Raw genomic sequence first — 15,483 nt, forward strand, 5'->3', positions numbered from 1 at the left:
GACCGTCATTTTGCCCAGGGCCCGTGCACGCACGCGGCACATTGTCTTCGCTCGTAACAGTCCCGGGTACTCGTCGCCGCTACGACAACACACCAACGACACGTCCACCGGGCGGTAGCCAAATGCGAAACGATGTTTGAGTGCGTAGTCGAACACCGTTCTTCGAAAGCCCTCTGACGAGCGCCGCCATCGATCGCGTTGCCGAAGAACGAGAGCCACTGCTCCTGTATTGCGGCGCGGGTGTGACGATTGATCGCACTGGTCATAGCTGGAGTGCGCTCATCCAATCCTGCTTCCCGGACAAGCACTCAAAAAACTATCGCCAAGGCCCACGACGCGCCGACATTGAAGCAGTGAGGACCGTGCCCCCGGAGCAACTGGCGTCCAGCCTGATTCACACTCTCCGCGCAGTCGCTGCGGGGTCCAAGCAGTCTCTGCAGGACACGCTTCGAAAGCGAATCAAACGTTCCCTCTATGGCACCGCCGCAACCTGGCAAGGCGGCAAGCTCTCTCTCAACATCGTGCAGCTCGCACTATTTCGAGCGCTGCGGGGCCGTCAGACAACGATCTTCACAACCAACTATGACGACCACATCGAACAGCGCTACCGCGAGATTCGCGATTCAATCGAGACATTGGCAGAGATCGGCGTGCCAGGTCTTCGCGTGGTGGGCATCAACAGCAAAGATCCCATCTACACGATAGATCCGCTTCGGATGGATCCAGAGATGCCTGGTTCCCACATAACAGTGGTGTATCTCCACGGACGCGTTCCCTCCAACGGCCCTGTCAGCTGGCCGATCGTTCTCGATGAGAACAGTTACGCGGCGACTGCGACGGCTGTTGGGGCCGCACTGATTCACGGCTTCGAAAGTCACCCGTTGTCGGTCATCGTGGGCAGTAGCTTGCAAGATCTCCCGCTGGTTCGCGCTCTAAGCTCGACCCGCGGTAGCGGGGAACGTCTCGCCGTACTGACGAAGGGCAGCCATGCCTACGATCTCAATACGGACGGCGACTCATTGAGCCTTGATCTTCTGCGCGATCGGGCGACAGAACTCAGCGTCACGCCCGTGCTTGCGGACTTTCACGGGCAAGTGGCACAGTTGGTGGGCGAGATGACCCTACGCACGGCATTCCCCCAGCCGCGGAGTGACGCACCGTTGTCGTGGAGCTACATGGATCGCCTTGATGCATGGTGGCAAGCATGGTCCGGTGCGGCTGGACTTGACCAGGGCACCCCAGAGAAGCTTCACGAAGCGTTGCAAGAGCTGTTGCCCATTTTCGAGCTGACGCCGAACATCGACCCGCTGTCACCGGAGTCAGAGAGATACAGACTCGAACTGTGGGTTCGCGCGTTTCCTATAGCGCCCGAGCGGCAGCTGGTGCGGTGGGCAGCGTCGGATGGCCGGACCCTCGACGGCGCAAAAGGCAAGTGCGGCCCGCTGGATACCGCGACCTACTTGGCCCCCGTACGTGCATTCATCGAGGGGCGCGCCGGCGCTTACGACATCTCCGACCTAGAGCGGGGGCGTGAGTCCCTCGAGAGGTACACTTCCAAGGCGTTCCTGGCCGTGCCTATTCGCGCGCGAGATTGCATCGTGGGCGTGCTCACGCTCGCATCAAGCAACCGCATGACGTCTGCGCGGATGACCCGCGCCAGCGAAACCACCGAAAAGGCTGTCGCCTACATGCTCGATCTGGGCCAACGCCTACTTGATGCGTGATCAGTGGCTGTTCGCGTATGCCACGAAGAAGTCCCGCGTTTTGCTCTGATCCCGCACGCGCACAGACTCACGTGCTTCCTGGACGCGCCGCTCCGCAAGCGATCGTGCGGCGATCTCATCGGATGACCTGACCGCGCGCGAGCGGCCCTGCGCCCGATCTTGGTTGCTGGTCATGCCGGTGCCTCCATAGATACGACTCTACGTGGATGAGCGCGGGGTGTCTTCGATTCTGTTACATCACCCGCGTGTCGCTGCAATGGTACGCCGCGTCTTATCTTCATTCGTCAGACCCGCAGCGCCCGGTTGTGCTGCGTCAGGCCGAGCGGCTGCGGGCCGACCTCAATTGAAGTCGCCGCCGCCTCCGCCGCCACCGAAGTCGCCGGGGGCCATGTCGGCGAAGCGGGAGTAGTGGCCCTGGAAGGCGACGTTGATCGTCGCGGTCGGACCGTTACGGTGCTTGGCCACGATCAGGTCGGCCTCGCCGGGACGAACATCCTTGTCGTAGACGGAGTCGCGGTGCAGCAGGATCACCATGTCGGCATCCTGCTCGATCGAACCCGACTCGCGCAGGTCGCTGATCTGCGGCTTCTTGTCCTGACGGGCCTCGGAGCCACGGTTCAGCTGCGAGAGCGCGATCACCGGCACCTGCAGCTCCTTGGCGAGCAGCTTCAGCGCGCGGGAGAACTCCGAGACCTCCTGCTGGCGCGACTCGACCTTCTTACCGCTGGTCATCAGCTGCAGGTAGTCGATGACGATCATCCGCAGCCCGGCGCGCTGCTTGAGCCGACGGCACTTCGCGCGGATCTCGACGAGCGTCATGTTCGGGCTGTCGTCGATGTACAGCGGCGCGTCGTTGATGCGGCCACGAGTGGCGGCGACGGTGGTCCAGTCACGCTGGTCGAGCGTGCCCTTGCGCAGGTTCTGCAGCGGCACGGCGCCCTCGGCACTCAGCAGGCGCATCGCGATCTCGGCCTTGCCCATCTCGAGCGAGAAGAAGATCGACGGCAGGTCGTTGCCGATGGACGCCGCCCGCGCGAAGTCCAGGGCCAGCGTCGACTTACCCATAGCGGGTCGGGCGGCGACGACGATCATCTGACCGCCGTGCAGGCCGTTTGTCAGCTCATCGAGCTCCTTGAACCCGGTCGGCACGCCGGTCATGGTGCCGTCACGGCCGCTCGCGGCCTCGATCTCCTCCAGCGCGGCGTCGACGGCGATGGTCAGCGGGACGTAGTCCTCCGCCTCCTGCGTACCGGTGACGGAGTAGATCTCGGCCTGGGCGCTGTTGACGATCTCGGTGGCGTCGCCCTGACCGTCGTAGCCGAGCTGGACGATGCGGGTGCCGGCATCCACCAGGCGACGCAGGATGGCGCGCTCGGCGACGATCTCTGCGTAGTAGCCGGCGTTCGCCGCGGTCGGCACGATCGAGGTGAGCGTGTGCAGGTAGTCGGCGCCGCCGGCGCGCCCCAGCTCGCCGGTCTTGATCAGCTCATCGGTGACGGCGACCACATCGGTCGGCTCGCCGTGCGAGTACAGCGACAGCACGGCCTCGAAGATCAGCTCGTGCTTGGGCACGTAGAAGTCCGCGCCCTTGAGGGTCTCGAGCACGTCGGCCACGGCGTCGGCCGAGAGCATCATGCCGCCGAGGGTGCTCTGCTCTGCGAGCAGGTCGTGCGGAGGGGTGCGCTCGGGTCCGCGGGGTGCGCCCATCCGGTCCTCGGTGATGTCGGCGATCGACACAGTGCTCCCTCCGGCTCCGGCCACTCCAGGACGCACGATCCAGGAGTCGTGCGATCACGATCGGATGCTCGTTCCGGGCCGCTGTGAACAGCGAATCACGCACCCCCGACATCCGGTCGCTCGACCACGCTAGAAGTCCGCCCTCCACAGTGCAACACAGCCTGTGGATAACTCTGTGGAGAGGATGCGGAGAACGTCGGAGTGTCTGTGAAGAACAGCTGTGGACAACTCAGTGGAGAGTTTCAATACGTACCCATTTTATGCCTCTTGATCAGCCTTTTCTATTTTCCTCACCCTGTGGATGGAAAACAATCTAAACCGATGCTTGAAGGTTGCTCTCGTCGGCCCGATGATGTGCACAACCTGGGGAGAACGGCCGCGCCCCGTCCTGCCGGGCCGCGACGGGGCGACACGCCCGGAATCCGTGCTCAGCACCCGAAGAAGACACTCGACGGACTCAGCTTCGTGGCGTACTCTGTACGGAATCTGCGTGTCACCCGACCCGCACCACCCTGAACTACGACGATCCGAGACGCACCGCGCCTCATCCCGAACGGAGACAGTCGAGTGACTGCCGCGACTTCCCGGCGCCGTGTGCCCACGGTCGCCATCTGGGGAGCACTGGGCGTCCTCGCCTGGGCGCTCATCGTCGCCCTGTTCGGCGGAGGCGCCGCGCACGCGTCGGATCGCGGGGCCCCGCACGACCGTCCGGCGGCCTCGAGTCAGCAGAGCTCTCATCAGGAGCGCGACGCCTCGCGCGCCGGCCGTGCGGCGGCGAATGCTCATCGCGCCGCCGCGCAGCTCGCGGCTCCGGTGACGAAGCACGCTGCGCCTCAGGGACAGCAGGCGCCTCAGGGACAGCAGGCGAAGACGCAGGACCGAGGTCAGCACGCCGCAGCGAAGACGCAGGCGCCCGCCGCACAGGCGCCCGCCGCACAGGCGCCGGCCGCCGCAGCGCGCACGCGCCACACCGCGACGTCCCCCGACACCGAGCAGCGGGGCACGGTCGAGCCGGCGACGAAGCAGGCCACGCTCTCCTCGTTCACGGCCGTCGGCGGAGTCCGGAACCAGACGGATGCCACGGAGCCGACCCTTCGCTCCACCGATCAGGCTCGCGCCACCGATCAGGTCGACGTGCAGGGCACAGACCACGACGACGAAGCGTTCACCGTGAAGCGCACGGTCACGACCTCGACGTGGGCTGCGACCAGCGTCAAGTCCGTGTCGACCAGCGCCAAGAAGGCCCACCACGCCGCGTTCCACCAGGTCAGTCGCGGGGATCGCGACCGTGATCGCGCCCGCGGCTGGAACGACAACGGTCGTCACCGCGGTCACGATGCTCGTCCTGGACATCACCACGCGGCCCCTGCCGCCGACTCCGCCGCCCCGAAGGCACGGAACGCGGCCGGCTCGTCATGGACTCTCACGGTCGCCGCCCACAATTCCAGCCCCACCGCCGCCGCCGCACCGAGCGCGGCTCCGGTGGAGGAGACCCACTCCGAACCGTACGGTCCGGCGGACGACACGGAGTTCTCGGTCCCGTCCGTGCCGACCCCGTCGACCACGACCTCCAGCAGCACCAGCGTCCCGCTCGCCGTCGCGACGCGTCCCGCCGGTGACCTGCTCGCCCAGGAGGGCACGCCCGTGCGTGCCGCAGAGGCCACGCAGTCCGTCGTGCCCGCGGCACCGGTGTTCACCACCGACGTCTCCCCCGACTGATACTTCGGCCGCCATCCGTGCGGCCGTCCGACATGCTGCGATGCTCCCCGCATCGCGGCATCCGGTGGCTCCGTCGACCCATGGTCCGGATCACCGGTGCGGATGCGCGGACCCGGCGAGGCACCTCCCCCCTCCCCGCCTCGTCGCCCGTCCCCTTCCGCAGTTCGGGGCATCGCGAAACCCCCTCCCCCTCCCTCGCGATCGCCCCTCGGATGCCGGTCGGCCTCCCCGCCACCGGCATCCTCCTGGGCGGATGTCTCTCACCTCCCGAGAGGCATCCGCCCCCTTCTCTTTCCCCGCCGGGCCCGAGTCCCGATTCGCTGTGGACACGGTCGCGGCGCGAGGGGTAGTCTCCCGCCATGGGCGCTTTGCGCCCTCGCGTTCGTCGTCTTCAGGGGAGGAAGCACAGCGTGAACCCGATGGTGTCCCGACGCCGCATCCCCGCGGCTGTCATCTGGGGTGCCTTCGGCGTGCTCGCCTGGGCCACGATCACGCTCATCTCCGGCGGTTCCGCCGCCCACGCCGACGAGACCGACAACCCGCTGGGCTCGCTCACCTCGGCCGTCACCGGCACCGTCCAGACCGTGACGTCTCCGGTCACGGATGCCCTGGAGCCCGTCACGAAGGCGGTCGCCCCGGTCGTCACGACGGTCACGAAGCCGGTCGAGCCGGTCGTGTCCAAGGTCGTCTCGCCCGTGGTCACGAAGGTGGTCACCCCGGTCGTCACGAAGGTGGTCGCCCCCGTCACCACGGCGGTGACGAAGCCTGTCGCCGCGGCCGTTCCGGGCGTCATCGACTCCACGGTCACCGCGGTCACGAGCACCCCCGTCGTCGGCGAGGTCGTCGCCCCGGTCGCGCAGGCCGCCGGCGACACGCTCACGTCCGTGACGGAGCCGGTCACCGGCATCCTGCGGAACGCACCGGTCTCGGCCGTCCTCGATCCGGTGCTCGACGCCGTCAGCGGCGTTCCGATCGTCGGCGAGGTCGCAGACGGCCTCGGCGCGACGGAGCTGGTCCGTGACGTCGCCGGCGTGCTGGATGCCACCACAGGCACCGTCACCGATGTGACGGACGCCGTGCTGCCGCCGGTCATCGACGCCGTCACGCCGCGGGACGAGGGCGACCCAGCCGGGCCCGCCATGCCCGGCGTCGAACCTGCTCTGCCGACCGCCCCGGGCGCCTCGGAGGCGCCCCGCGCGGTCGATCCCTCCGCGGATTCCCCGGCCAGCAGTGCGCCCCGATCCGCTGACGCGCTTGCACAGTTGTTCGCCTCCGCCGCGCACGCCCCGGCGCTCGCGACGGCATCGGATGCCGGCGCCCCGTCTGCACCGGCACCTGCCGATCCCGCCGCCCCGGTGCCGACTCCTGCCCCGGCCTCCTCTACGTCCTCCGCCGGTTCCGCCGGCGGCTCGGCGACCATGAACGCGCGCATCGACGATGCGCTGCAGAGCCCGGCCCTTCTCGGCCTCGGGACTGCCCAGGCGACCGACGACGTCCTGCCGACGTCTCCCGTCGCCGACTCCGACGTCTCCCCCGACTGACGGGGGTCTCGCTGTCGCCTGTGGGCGACGAAAGAACGCCGCGCGCATCCGCACGCGACATCCGAGACCCGAACCATCAGTCAGGGGGACTGAATCATGCATGCAATCGTGAAGCGCGCCCTGTGGGGCACGCTCATCGCCGGCGGCATCACGCTGCTCGGCGCAACGGCCGCGAACGCGGCCGAGACCAACGGCCAGGACGGAATCCTGTCCGGAACCCAGGCCGTCATCCCGATCAGCACACCGGTCCAGATCAGCGGCAACGCCGTGTCTGTGCTGGGCACATCGAAGGCCACGTCCACCACCGCACCGCCTGCCCAGCCCGCACCGGCACCCGCCGCGCACACGAGCGGTGGCGGCGGTGCGGCATCCGGCACGCAGGCGGTCGTGACCGTCAACGTGCCGGTGACCGTCAAGAACGTGTCGGCCGCAGTGCTCGGCACCTCGAAGTCGACGTCGGCGCCCGCGCCGGCTGCGGCGCCCGCACCGGCCTCGCAGCCGATCATCACCACCTCGGGAGCTCAGGGAGTGCTCTCGGGAACCCAGGCCCTCGTGGCCGTGAACGCCCCGGTCACCGTGACCGGCAACAGCCTGTCGGTGCTCGGGAGCAGCACCGCCCACGACACCTCGGCCGCAACGGCACCCGCCGCTGCGGCACCCGCCTCCACGGCTCCCGCCCCGCAGGCCACGACCGACGGTGAGTCGTCGGTCGCCGGCGGCACCCAGGTAGTGGCCCCGGTCACCGCACCGATCAACGTCGGCGGCAACGCGATCTCCGTGCTCGGCAGGAGCACGGCGACGGGCGGCAGCTCCGCTGCGGCGGCGCCGGCTGCCACCGCACCGGATGCCGCGACCGACGGTGAGTCGTCGGTCGCCGGCGGCACACAGGTGGTGGCCCCGGTCACCGCACCGATCACGATCGGCGGAAATGCGATCTCGGTGCTCGGCACGAGCACTGCGAAGGGCTCGCCGGCGGGCGCGCCCGCGGCATCCGCTGCTCCGGCGACGGACGCCGTCACCGGCGGAGATGACGCCATCCTCGGCGGCACCCAGGTGGTCGCGCCGGTGACGGCGCCGATCAGCGCCACCGGCAATGCGGTCTCGGTGCTCGGGAACAGCTCGGTGCTGGGCTCGGGAGCCACGGGCACGGCGCCCGCGGCATCCAGCGCTGCGGCGGCCACCGACGGCGAATCGTCGCTCGGCGGCGGATCGCAGGTCGTGGCCCCGATCACGGCACCCGTCACGGCCGGCGGCAACGCCATCGCCGTGCTGGGCACCAGCACCGTCGACCGCTCCGGATCGTCCGGAACGGGGTCGAGCACGATGCCCGCTTCCGGCGCGACGACGGATGGCGAGGACTCGCTGCTCGGCGGCAGCCAGGTGCTCGCGCCGGTCACCGCGCCGGTCTCGGTCGTCGGCAATGCCGTCTCGGTCGTGGGCACGAGCACGGTGACCCGAGGTTCCGGCACGGGCGGCGGCGCGCCGTCCCTTCCGCTCAACCCGGTGACCGACGGGCTCGGCTCGCTGCTGGGCGGCACGCAGGTGCTGGCACCGATCTCGGTGCCCATCACGATCGGCGGCAACGCCATCGCGGTGGTCGGCGAGAGCACGGTCGAGGACCCGGGCACGAACCCGGGAACCGACCCCGGAACGGATCCCGGAACGGACCCCGGAACGGACCCCGGAACGGACCCCGGCATGGACCCCGGAACGGACCCCGGAACGGATCCCGGCACCGACCCCGGCACCGACCCCGGCACGGACCCGGGCACCGACCCCGGCACCGACCAGCCCGCTTCAGTGGGCGGCAGCGGCGCAGCGACTGCTGCGGGAGGTGACGCGCTCGCCTCGACCGGAGGGAACGGCGGGGCGCCGCTGCTTGCCGGCATCGCCGCGCTCCTGCTCCTGGCGGGTGCCGGACTCCTGCGACGCCGCGTCGCATGACCGTGTCCGGGAGACCCTGCATGCGCAGGGTCTCCCGGACGCACCACAGACCCCCGTGGACATCGGCGTCATCGCCGGAGGGGCAGCCGCGTCGATGTCCACGGTGCGGATGACCGGACCTCCCAACCGGCATCCGCGCTCCAGGCCGTGATCGTCTCCCAACCATCCCGGTCACCCCTGGAGTGGCGGCGCGCTCCGGCGCCTGCCAGGCGGGTGTCTCCGAACCTCCCAATCGGAGACACCCGCCCTTCTCGCGCCCGCGGCCCTGCCGGGCGCGCGCCGGTGGGATGATTGTTCCGACAGCGACCGCCTCGGACGCCTCGTCCCGGAGGAAACATGCCCCGCACCCTGCGCACGCTCGCAGCCCTGTCCCTCGCCGCACTGGCCGTTCCCGGCCTGGCGTCCTGTACCGCTGACGCCTCCGCCGCTCCGGAACCGACGTCCCCGGTATCCGCCGCCGTCACCGTCGACAACTGCGGCACCGAGGTGACCGTCGACGGTCCGCCGCAGCGCATCGTCACGGTGAAGTCGTCCACGCTCGAACTCGCCCTCGCCCTCGGCGCGGGCGATCGCATCGTCGGCACCGCCTACTCCGACGGGCCGCTGCCTGCCGACCTCGCGTCGGCCGGAGCCGACATCCCGGTGCTCGCCGACAAGGTTCCCTCGCAAGAGGCCGTGCTCGCCTTGAACCCCGACTTCGTGTTCGCGGGCTGGGAGTCGAACTTCTCGGCCGACGGCGTCGGCGAGCGCGACGCCCTGCAGCAGCTCGGCGTCACGACCTACGTCGCCCCCGCCGCGTGCCAGGAGAAGGAGTACCAGCCCGATCCGCTCACCTTCGACGCCGTGTTCGACTCGTTCCTGCAGGCAGGCGACCTGCTCGGAGAGAAGGCGGCCGCGCAGAAGCTCGTCGCCGCGCAGAAGGCGCAGCTGGCGAAGCTCACCCCCGACGACCGAGGACTGACCGCCGTCTGGTACTCCTCCGGCAGCGACCAGCCGTTCGTCGGCGCCGGCATCGGCGCCCCGCAGCTGCTCATGCACAGCGCCGGGCTGACCAACGCCTTCGCCGATGTGAAGGAGAGCTGGTTCTCCACGTCGTGGGAGAAGGTCGCCGACCTCGACCCGGATGTGATCGTGCTGGTCGATTCGACCTGGAACACCGCGCAGCACAAGATCGACGTGCTGAAGGCGAACCCGGTGACCTCCACGCTGAAGGCCGTACGCGACGACGCCTTCCTCACCGTCGACTTCCCGGCCACCGAGTCGGGGGTGCGCAACGTCGACGCCGTCTCCTCGCTGATCGACCAGCTGGCGGAGCGATGACCTCGGCCCCGCCTCGGGTCGCGTCTGGGACACGCGCGCGGCCTGGCGGTCGGGGACGGATGCCGCGGGTGCGGATCGCCTCGATCCTGCTCGCACTGCTCGCGCTGCTGGCGGTCTCCGTGGTCGTCGCCATCGGCATCGGTCCTGCGCGCATCGCGCCCGCCGACGTCGCCGGCACGCTGTGGGCGCACCTGACCGGCGCGCACCCCGTGCTGCCCGTCACGCAGGATGCCATCGTCTGGCGTCTGCGGACGCCGAGAGTGCTCACGGCCGTGGTCGTGGGCGGTGGGCTCGCTGTCTGCGGAGCGGTCATGCAGGCGCTCACCCGCAATCCGCTCGCCGACCCCTATCTGCTGGGTCTCTCGTCCGGAGCATCCACCGGCGCGGTGCTGGTGCTCGTTCTCGGAGCCGCGATCGCCCTGCCGGCGGCGGCCTTCGCCGGCGCGATGATCGCGCTGCTGCTGACGCTCGGCATCTCCCGAGCGGCCGGCGGAGGCTCGCCGACCTCGACGATCCTCGCCGGGCTCGCGGTGTCTGCAGTGCTGTCCGCGCTGACCAGCCTGGTGATCTTCTGGAGCTCGAACAACGACAGTTACCGCGAGATCCTCGGCTGGCTGCTCGGTTCGCTCTCCGGCGCGGACTGGGGGGATGTCGTCCTCGCCGCGGTGGTCATGGCGGCGTGCGCGCTGCCCCTGCTGGCATCCGCGCGAGTCCTGGACAGCCTCGCGCTCGGTGACTCGGCCGCCGCCGCGCTGGGCGTGCCCGTCGACCGGGCGCGCGTCGCCCTGTTCGGATGCTGCGCGCTGCTCACCGGCGCCCTCGTCGCCGTGAGCGGATCGATCGGATTCGTCGGCCTGATCCTGCCTCATGCCACCAGGGCCGTCGTCGGCGTGCGGCACCGCGTGCTGCTGCCGGCGTCCTTCCTCGTCGGGGCCGTGTTCCTGCTGTGGGCCGACACCGTCGCTCGGACCGCGTTCGACCCGCGCGAGCTGCCGGTCGGCATCGTCACCGCGCTGATCGGCGGGCCGGTCTTCGTGGTCCTGCTGATGAGGATGGGCCGGCGGCGGAAGGTGCGGGCATGAGCGGGCTGCGCATTGACCGGCTGAGCTACACCGCCGGCGCGCGCCTGATCGTGGACGGCGTCGACATCACCGCGCCGGAAGGCGCGATCACCGCGGTGCTCGGTCCGAACGGCGCCGGAAAGAGCACCCTGCTGCGGCTGATCGCCGGAGTGCTCGCCGCCCAGGATGGCACGATCGCCTACGACGGCGCCGAGCTGCGCCGGCTCAGCAGACGCGAGCGCGCGCGGCGCATCGCCCTTGTCGAACAGGAGTGGACCGAGGCCGACGGGCTGACCGTGCGAGAGATCGTGGAGCTGGGCCGCATCCCCCATCAGAGCTGGCTGGCCACGGCGAGTACCGAGGACGAGGGCATCGTCGAGGAGAGTCTGCGGCGCACCGGAGCCGACGTGTTCGCAGACCGCGAGGCATCCACCCTGTCGGGCGGTGAGCGCCAGCGCGCGAACCTGGCGCGAGCACTCGCACAGCAGCCACAGCTGCTGCTCTGCGACGAGCCGACGAACCACCTCGACGTGCACGCCCAGCTCTCGTCACTGCGGCTGCTGCGCGACCTCGCCGCCGACGGCCTGACCATCGTCGCGGCGCTGCACGACCTGAACCATGCCGCGCGGTTCTCGGATCATGTCGTCGTGCTGGAAGGCGGTGTCGTCCGCGCGGCGGGCTCCCCCTCCGAGGTGCTCACCCCGGAGTGTGTGCAGGCGGTGTGGCGGGTCACCGCCGAGATCGTCGAGCACGCCGGGCGTCCGCTGATCGTGTTCGGCGAGCCGGTGGATGCGCCGTCGGTGAGCTGAGCGCTCGTTCCGCTCGCTCAGCGACCGCTGGAGCGCAGCCGCGGCGCGAGATCCCGTTCGAACAGGTCGAGGAAGCGACGCTGGTCATGACCCGGCGCGTGGAACACGAGGTGGTTGAAGCCCCAGTCCACGTACTGGTTGATCTGCGCGACGACCTCGTCGGGGTCGCTGCCCACGATCCAGCGCTTCGCGATGGTCTCCAGCGGCAGCGCATCGGCGGCCCGCTCCATCTCGACCGGGTCGGTGATGTCGTGCTTCTGCTCCTTCGAGAGCGACAGCGGCGACCAGAACCGGGTGTTCTCCATCGCGGCCTCGGTGGTCTCCTCGTACGAGACCTTGATCTCGATCATCCGGTCGTAGTCGTCGAACGACCGCCCGGACTGCTCGAGTCCCTCCTTCACCGCCGGCACCAGCTGGTCGACGTACAGCTCAGCGCCCTTGCCCGATGTGCAGATGAATCCGTCGCCGGCGCGTCCGGCATAGCGCGCCATCATCGGGCCGCCCGCCGCGACGTAGATCGGCACGCCGCCGGCCGGGCGGTCGTAGATCGAGGCGTCGTGGGTCGAGTAGTACTCACCGTCGAAGCTGACCCGATCTCCCGACCACAGGGCGCGCATGAGGCGGATCGCCTCGCGCAGCCGCGCGTAGCGCTCCTTGAACTCCGGCCACTCCTGCTCTCCGGCACCGCGGAACCCGGTGGCGATCTCGTTCAGCGCCTCACCGGTGCCGACGCCGAGGATGATGCGCCCCGGGTACAGGCATCCGAGGCTCGCGAACGCCTGCGCGAGCACGGCCGGGTTGTACCGGAACGTCGGGGTCATCACCGAGGTCCCGATCCGGATCGACGAGGTGCGCTCACCGACCGCCGCCATCCAGGCGAGCGAGAACGGCGCGTGCCCGCCGGTGTTCCGCCACGGCTGGAAGTGGTCGCTGACGAACACCGACTCCATGCCGTGCCGCTCGGCCTCGACCGCGATCTCGACCAGCTCGCGCGGAGCGAACTGCTCGGCGCTCGCCTTGTATCCCAGCTTCAGTGTCATGACGCTCCTTCGAAGGATCGGATGTCGGAGGATGGGTCACCCGCTGATCGGATGCCGGCGGCGTAGCCCTCGTCATACCCCTGTGCCCGCGCTTCGTCGGAGCCGAGACGGAACAGGTCGTCGGCCCCGGTGCGCACGATGGATGCGGCACCGGGCAGGTCGAGGTCGCCGACGAGGTCGGCCCGGCCGCGGACCACCGCGACCGGCAGCCCGCTCGCCTTGCCCTTGACCAGGTCGGCCGCCGCGGCCAGTTCGTCGGCCACGCACGGCACGGTGACACTGAGCTCTCTGCCGCCGTGGTCGAGGGTGCCGCGCAGATCGGCGACCACGTGCACACCGGCTGCGCCGATCGCGACATCGGTCTGCCCGACCCGCCACGGGCGGCCCAGCGTGTCGCTGAGCAGCACGCCCACCCGGTGCCCGGTGGCCTCGCGCAGCCGCGTGGCGAGGGCTCGTGCCGAGGCATCCGGATCGAGCGGCAGCAGCAGGATCCAGCCGTCCGGCGTGTTGCTGGCGTCCACGCCTGCAGCCGCGGCGACCATGCCGAGCCGGTTCTCGACGATCCGCATCGTGTGCCCGTTGCGGGTGCGGGAAGCCACGACCCGCACCGTCTCGGCGGTGATGGCGTCCTCCCGGTCGTCTGCGCGGACGTACCGGTCCTCGGCCTTCGAGACGACCTTCGAGGTCACGACCAGGATGTCGCCGTCCCGGAGCCGCACGCCGGTGGCGAGGATCATGGCGGCCAGGTCGTCCCCAGGCTGCACCTCTCCGATGCCCTCCAGGGCGAACACCCGCAGTTCGCGCATCCGGCCTCCTTCTCGCACTTCCATTCTCCTGCGAAAGAGAGCCCGAAACGCCGGAAGCCCCGTTCTCCGAGGAGAACGGGGCTTCCGTGCGTGTACGCGATTACTTCGCGGCGATCACCTGGAGGGTGATCACGGCGGTCACGTCGTCGTGCAGACGCACGGTGGCCTCGTGGTCGCCGACCGACTTGATCGGAGCGGTGATGTGCACCTTGCGCTTGTCGATCGAGCCGATGCCTGCAGCGGAGACGGCGTCGGCCACGTCGGCCGGCTTCACCGAGCCGAACAGACGACCCTCGGCGCCGGCCTTGACCGACAGGCGAACCCGTCCGGCCTCGAGCTTCGCCTTGAGGTCCTTGGCCTCGTCGAGGTCGTGGATCGCGCGAGCCTTGCGGGCTGCCTGGATCGACTCGACCTGCTTGGCACCGCCACGGGTCCACGCCACGGCGTAGCCCTGCGGGATGAGGTAGTTGCGGGCGTACCCGTTCTTGACCTCGATGACGTCGCCTGCGCTACCGAGCCCGGCGACCTCGTTCGTGAGAATCAGCTTTGCCATGTCGGTACCCCTCAGCGGCCAGCGCCAGCGTAGGGCAGGAGCGCCATTTCGCGCGCGTTCTTGATCGCCTTGGCGATCAGACGCTGCTCCTGCACCGAGACACCGGTGATACGACGGGCGCGGATCTTTCCACGCTCCGAGATGAACTTGCGAAGCGTGGCGACGTCCTTGTAGTCAATGACGCCCACGCGGATGGACTTCGCGGGAGCGGCGTTCTTCGCGCCCTTCCGCGGCTTGCGGCGGTCGCCGCTCGACTTTCCAGCCATGAGTTTTCCTTACGAGATGAGTCGGATGCCTGCGGCATCCGCAGTTCTTTAGAACGGGGTGTCGTCGCCGAAGCTGCCCGGAGTGCTCCAGGCGTCGGCGCTCGACGAGCCGGGGGTCGACCACGGCTCTTCCGAGACCTGCTGCTGCGGACGGGACTGCCCGCCGCCGAAGCTGCCACCGCCACCGGCTCCGCCGGTGGATGCTGCTCGCGTGACCTGAGCGGTCGCGTACCGGAGCGAGGGGCCGATCTCATCGACCTCGAGCTCGATCGAGACGCGGTTGTTGCCGTCCCGATCCTGGTACGAACGCTGACGCAGACGGCCCTGGGCGATGACGCGCATGCCCTTGGTCAGCGAGCCCGCCACGTGCTCGGCGAACTCGCGCCAGACCGAGGCGCGGAGGAACAGCGCTTCGCCGTCCTTCCACTCGTTCGCCTGACGGTCGAAGGTGCGCGGGGTCGAGGCGATGGTGAAGTTCGCCACCGGCAGCCCGTTCTGCGTGTACCGCAGCTCGGGGTCGGCGGTGAGGTTGCCCACCACGGTGATGACGGTTTCGCCGGCCATGATGCTTACGCCTTCGCAGCCTTGGGCTTGCGAGCAGCCTTGTCAGCAGCGCGCTTGGCCTCCGCAGCGACCATTGCCTGTGCCTCTTCGGCGCGCAGGACCTTGGTGCGGAAGACGAGCTCGCTCAGCTTCAGCTGGCGGTCGAGCTCGACCGTGGCCTCGCTGGTCGCGGTGAAGTTCACGACGGCGTAGATGCCCTCGGTCTTCTTGTTGATCTCGTAGGCGAAACGGCGCTTGCCCCAGATGTCGACCTTGTCGATCGAGCCACCATCGTTAGTGATGACCTTCAGGAACTTGTCGAGGTTGGGGGCAACCTGGCGCTCGTCCAGCTCAGGGGTCAGAATGACCATGAGCTCGTACTGGTGCGTCACTTACCCACCTCCTTCGGACTAGAACGGC

Annotated in this window: 14 protein-coding genes; 7 read left to right on the forward strand and 7 right to left on the reverse strand. The window is 69.3% G+C overall.

Features of this window, described 5'->3' with window-relative positions:
• The first annotated feature begins 140 nt into the window (after positions 1 to 140).
• Entirely contained in the window at positions 141 to 1,724 is a 1,584-nt protein-coding gene (locus GON06_RS17715) for an SIR2 family protein (RefSeq protein WP_157313626.1), read from the forward strand.
• Positions 1,725 to 2,063: 339 nt separating this feature from the next.
• Here GON06_RS17715 and dnaB read toward each other — a convergent pair whose 3' ends face one another.
• Positions 2,064 to 3,431 carry a replicative DNA helicase gene (gene dnaB, locus GON06_RS17720; RefSeq protein ID WP_157313844.1) on the reverse strand — a complete coding sequence of 456 codons (1,368 nt, stop codon included), beginning with the start codon at positions 3,429 to 3,431 and terminating at the stop codon, positions 2,064 to 2,066.
• 597 nt (positions 3,432 to 4,028) lie between these two features.
• Between dnaB and GON06_RS17725 the strand changes: the two genes are divergently transcribed.
• The 6 genes from GON06_RS17725 to GON06_RS17750 all read left to right on the forward strand — a co-directional run bounded on the left by GON06_RS17725 (position 4,029) and on the right by GON06_RS17750 (position 11,855).
• On the forward strand, positions 4,029 to 5,180 hold the full coding sequence (locus tag GON06_RS17725) for a hypothetical protein (RefSeq protein WP_157313628.1): 1,152 nt from the start codon (positions 4,029 to 4,031) through the stop codon (positions 5,178 to 5,180).
• 419 nt (positions 5,181 to 5,599) lie between these two features.
• Positions 5,600 to 6,721, forward strand: a complete 1,122-nt coding sequence (locus GON06_RS17730) for a hypothetical protein (RefSeq protein WP_157313630.1) — start codon at positions 5,600 to 5,602, stop codon at positions 6,719 to 6,721.
• Between the two features lie 96 nt (positions 6,722 to 6,817).
• On the forward strand, positions 6,818 to 8,665 hold the full coding sequence (locus tag GON06_RS19010; RefSeq protein ID WP_157313632.1) for a chaplin family protein: 1,848 nt from the start codon (positions 6,818 to 6,820) through the stop codon (positions 8,663 to 8,665).
• Between the two features lie 336 nt (positions 8,666 to 9,001).
• On the forward strand, positions 9,002 to 9,985 hold the full coding sequence (locus GON06_RS17740; protein WP_157313634.1) for a putative F420-0 ABC transporter substrate-binding protein: 984 nt from the start codon (positions 9,002 to 9,004) through the stop codon (positions 9,983 to 9,985).
• 59 nt (positions 9,986 to 10,044) lie between these two features.
• Entirely contained in the window at positions 10,045 to 11,067 is a 1,023-nt protein-coding gene (locus tag GON06_RS17745) for an iron chelate uptake ABC transporter family permease subunit (protein WP_157313636.1), read from the forward strand.
• Positions 11,064 to 11,855, forward strand: a complete 792-nt coding sequence (locus tag GON06_RS17750) for an ABC transporter ATP-binding protein (RefSeq protein ID WP_157313638.1) — start codon at positions 11,064 to 11,066, stop codon at positions 11,853 to 11,855. The genes GON06_RS17745 and GON06_RS17750 overlap by 4 nt, the downstream gene beginning before the upstream one ends.
• A gap of 17 nt (positions 11,856 to 11,872) precedes the next feature.
• Here GON06_RS17750 and fgd read toward each other — a convergent pair whose 3' ends face one another.
• The 6 genes from fgd to rpsF form a co-directional block, all read right to left on the reverse strand.
• Complete coding sequence (gene fgd / locus GON06_RS17755; protein ID WP_157313640.1) at positions 11,873 to 12,895, reverse strand: glucose-6-phosphate dehydrogenase (coenzyme-F420); 1,023 nt, start codon at positions 12,893 to 12,895, stop codon at positions 11,873 to 11,875.
• Positions 12,892 to 13,701 (reverse strand): coenzyme F420-0:L-glutamate ligase, encoded by an 810-nt coding sequence (gene cofE, locus GON06_RS17760; protein WP_157313642.1) that lies wholly within the window; start codon positions 13,699 to 13,701, stop codon positions 12,892 to 12,894. The genes fgd and cofE overlap by 4 nt, the downstream gene beginning before the upstream one ends.
• A gap of 100 nt (positions 13,702 to 13,801) precedes the next feature.
• Complete coding sequence (rplI, locus tag GON06_RS17765; RefSeq protein WP_157313644.1) at positions 13,802 to 14,254, reverse strand: 50S ribosomal protein L9; 453 nt, start codon at positions 14,252 to 14,254, stop codon at positions 13,802 to 13,804.
• 11 nt (positions 14,255 to 14,265) lie between these two features.
• Positions 14,266 to 14,520, reverse strand: a complete 255-nt coding sequence (gene rpsR / locus GON06_RS17770) for a 30S ribosomal protein S18 (RefSeq protein ID WP_040168021.1) — start codon at positions 14,518 to 14,520, stop codon at positions 14,266 to 14,268.
• 48 nt (positions 14,521 to 14,568) lie between these two features.
• Complete coding sequence (locus GON06_RS17775; protein WP_157313646.1) at positions 14,569 to 15,084, reverse strand: single-stranded DNA-binding protein; 516 nt, start codon at positions 15,082 to 15,084, stop codon at positions 14,569 to 14,571.
• 5 nt (positions 15,085 to 15,089) lie between these two features.
• Positions 15,090 to 15,455 carry a 30S ribosomal protein S6 gene (gene rpsF, locus GON06_RS17780; RefSeq protein ID WP_116241639.1) on the reverse strand — a complete coding sequence of 122 codons (366 nt, stop codon included), beginning with the start codon at positions 15,453 to 15,455 and terminating at the stop codon, positions 15,090 to 15,092.
• Positions 15,456 to 15,483: the final 28 nt, after the last annotated feature.

Source organism: Microbacterium sp. MAH-37 (genome assembly GCF_009758255.1).
Classification (GTDB): Bacteria; Actinomycetota; Actinomycetes; order Actinomycetales; family Microbacteriaceae; genus Microbacterium.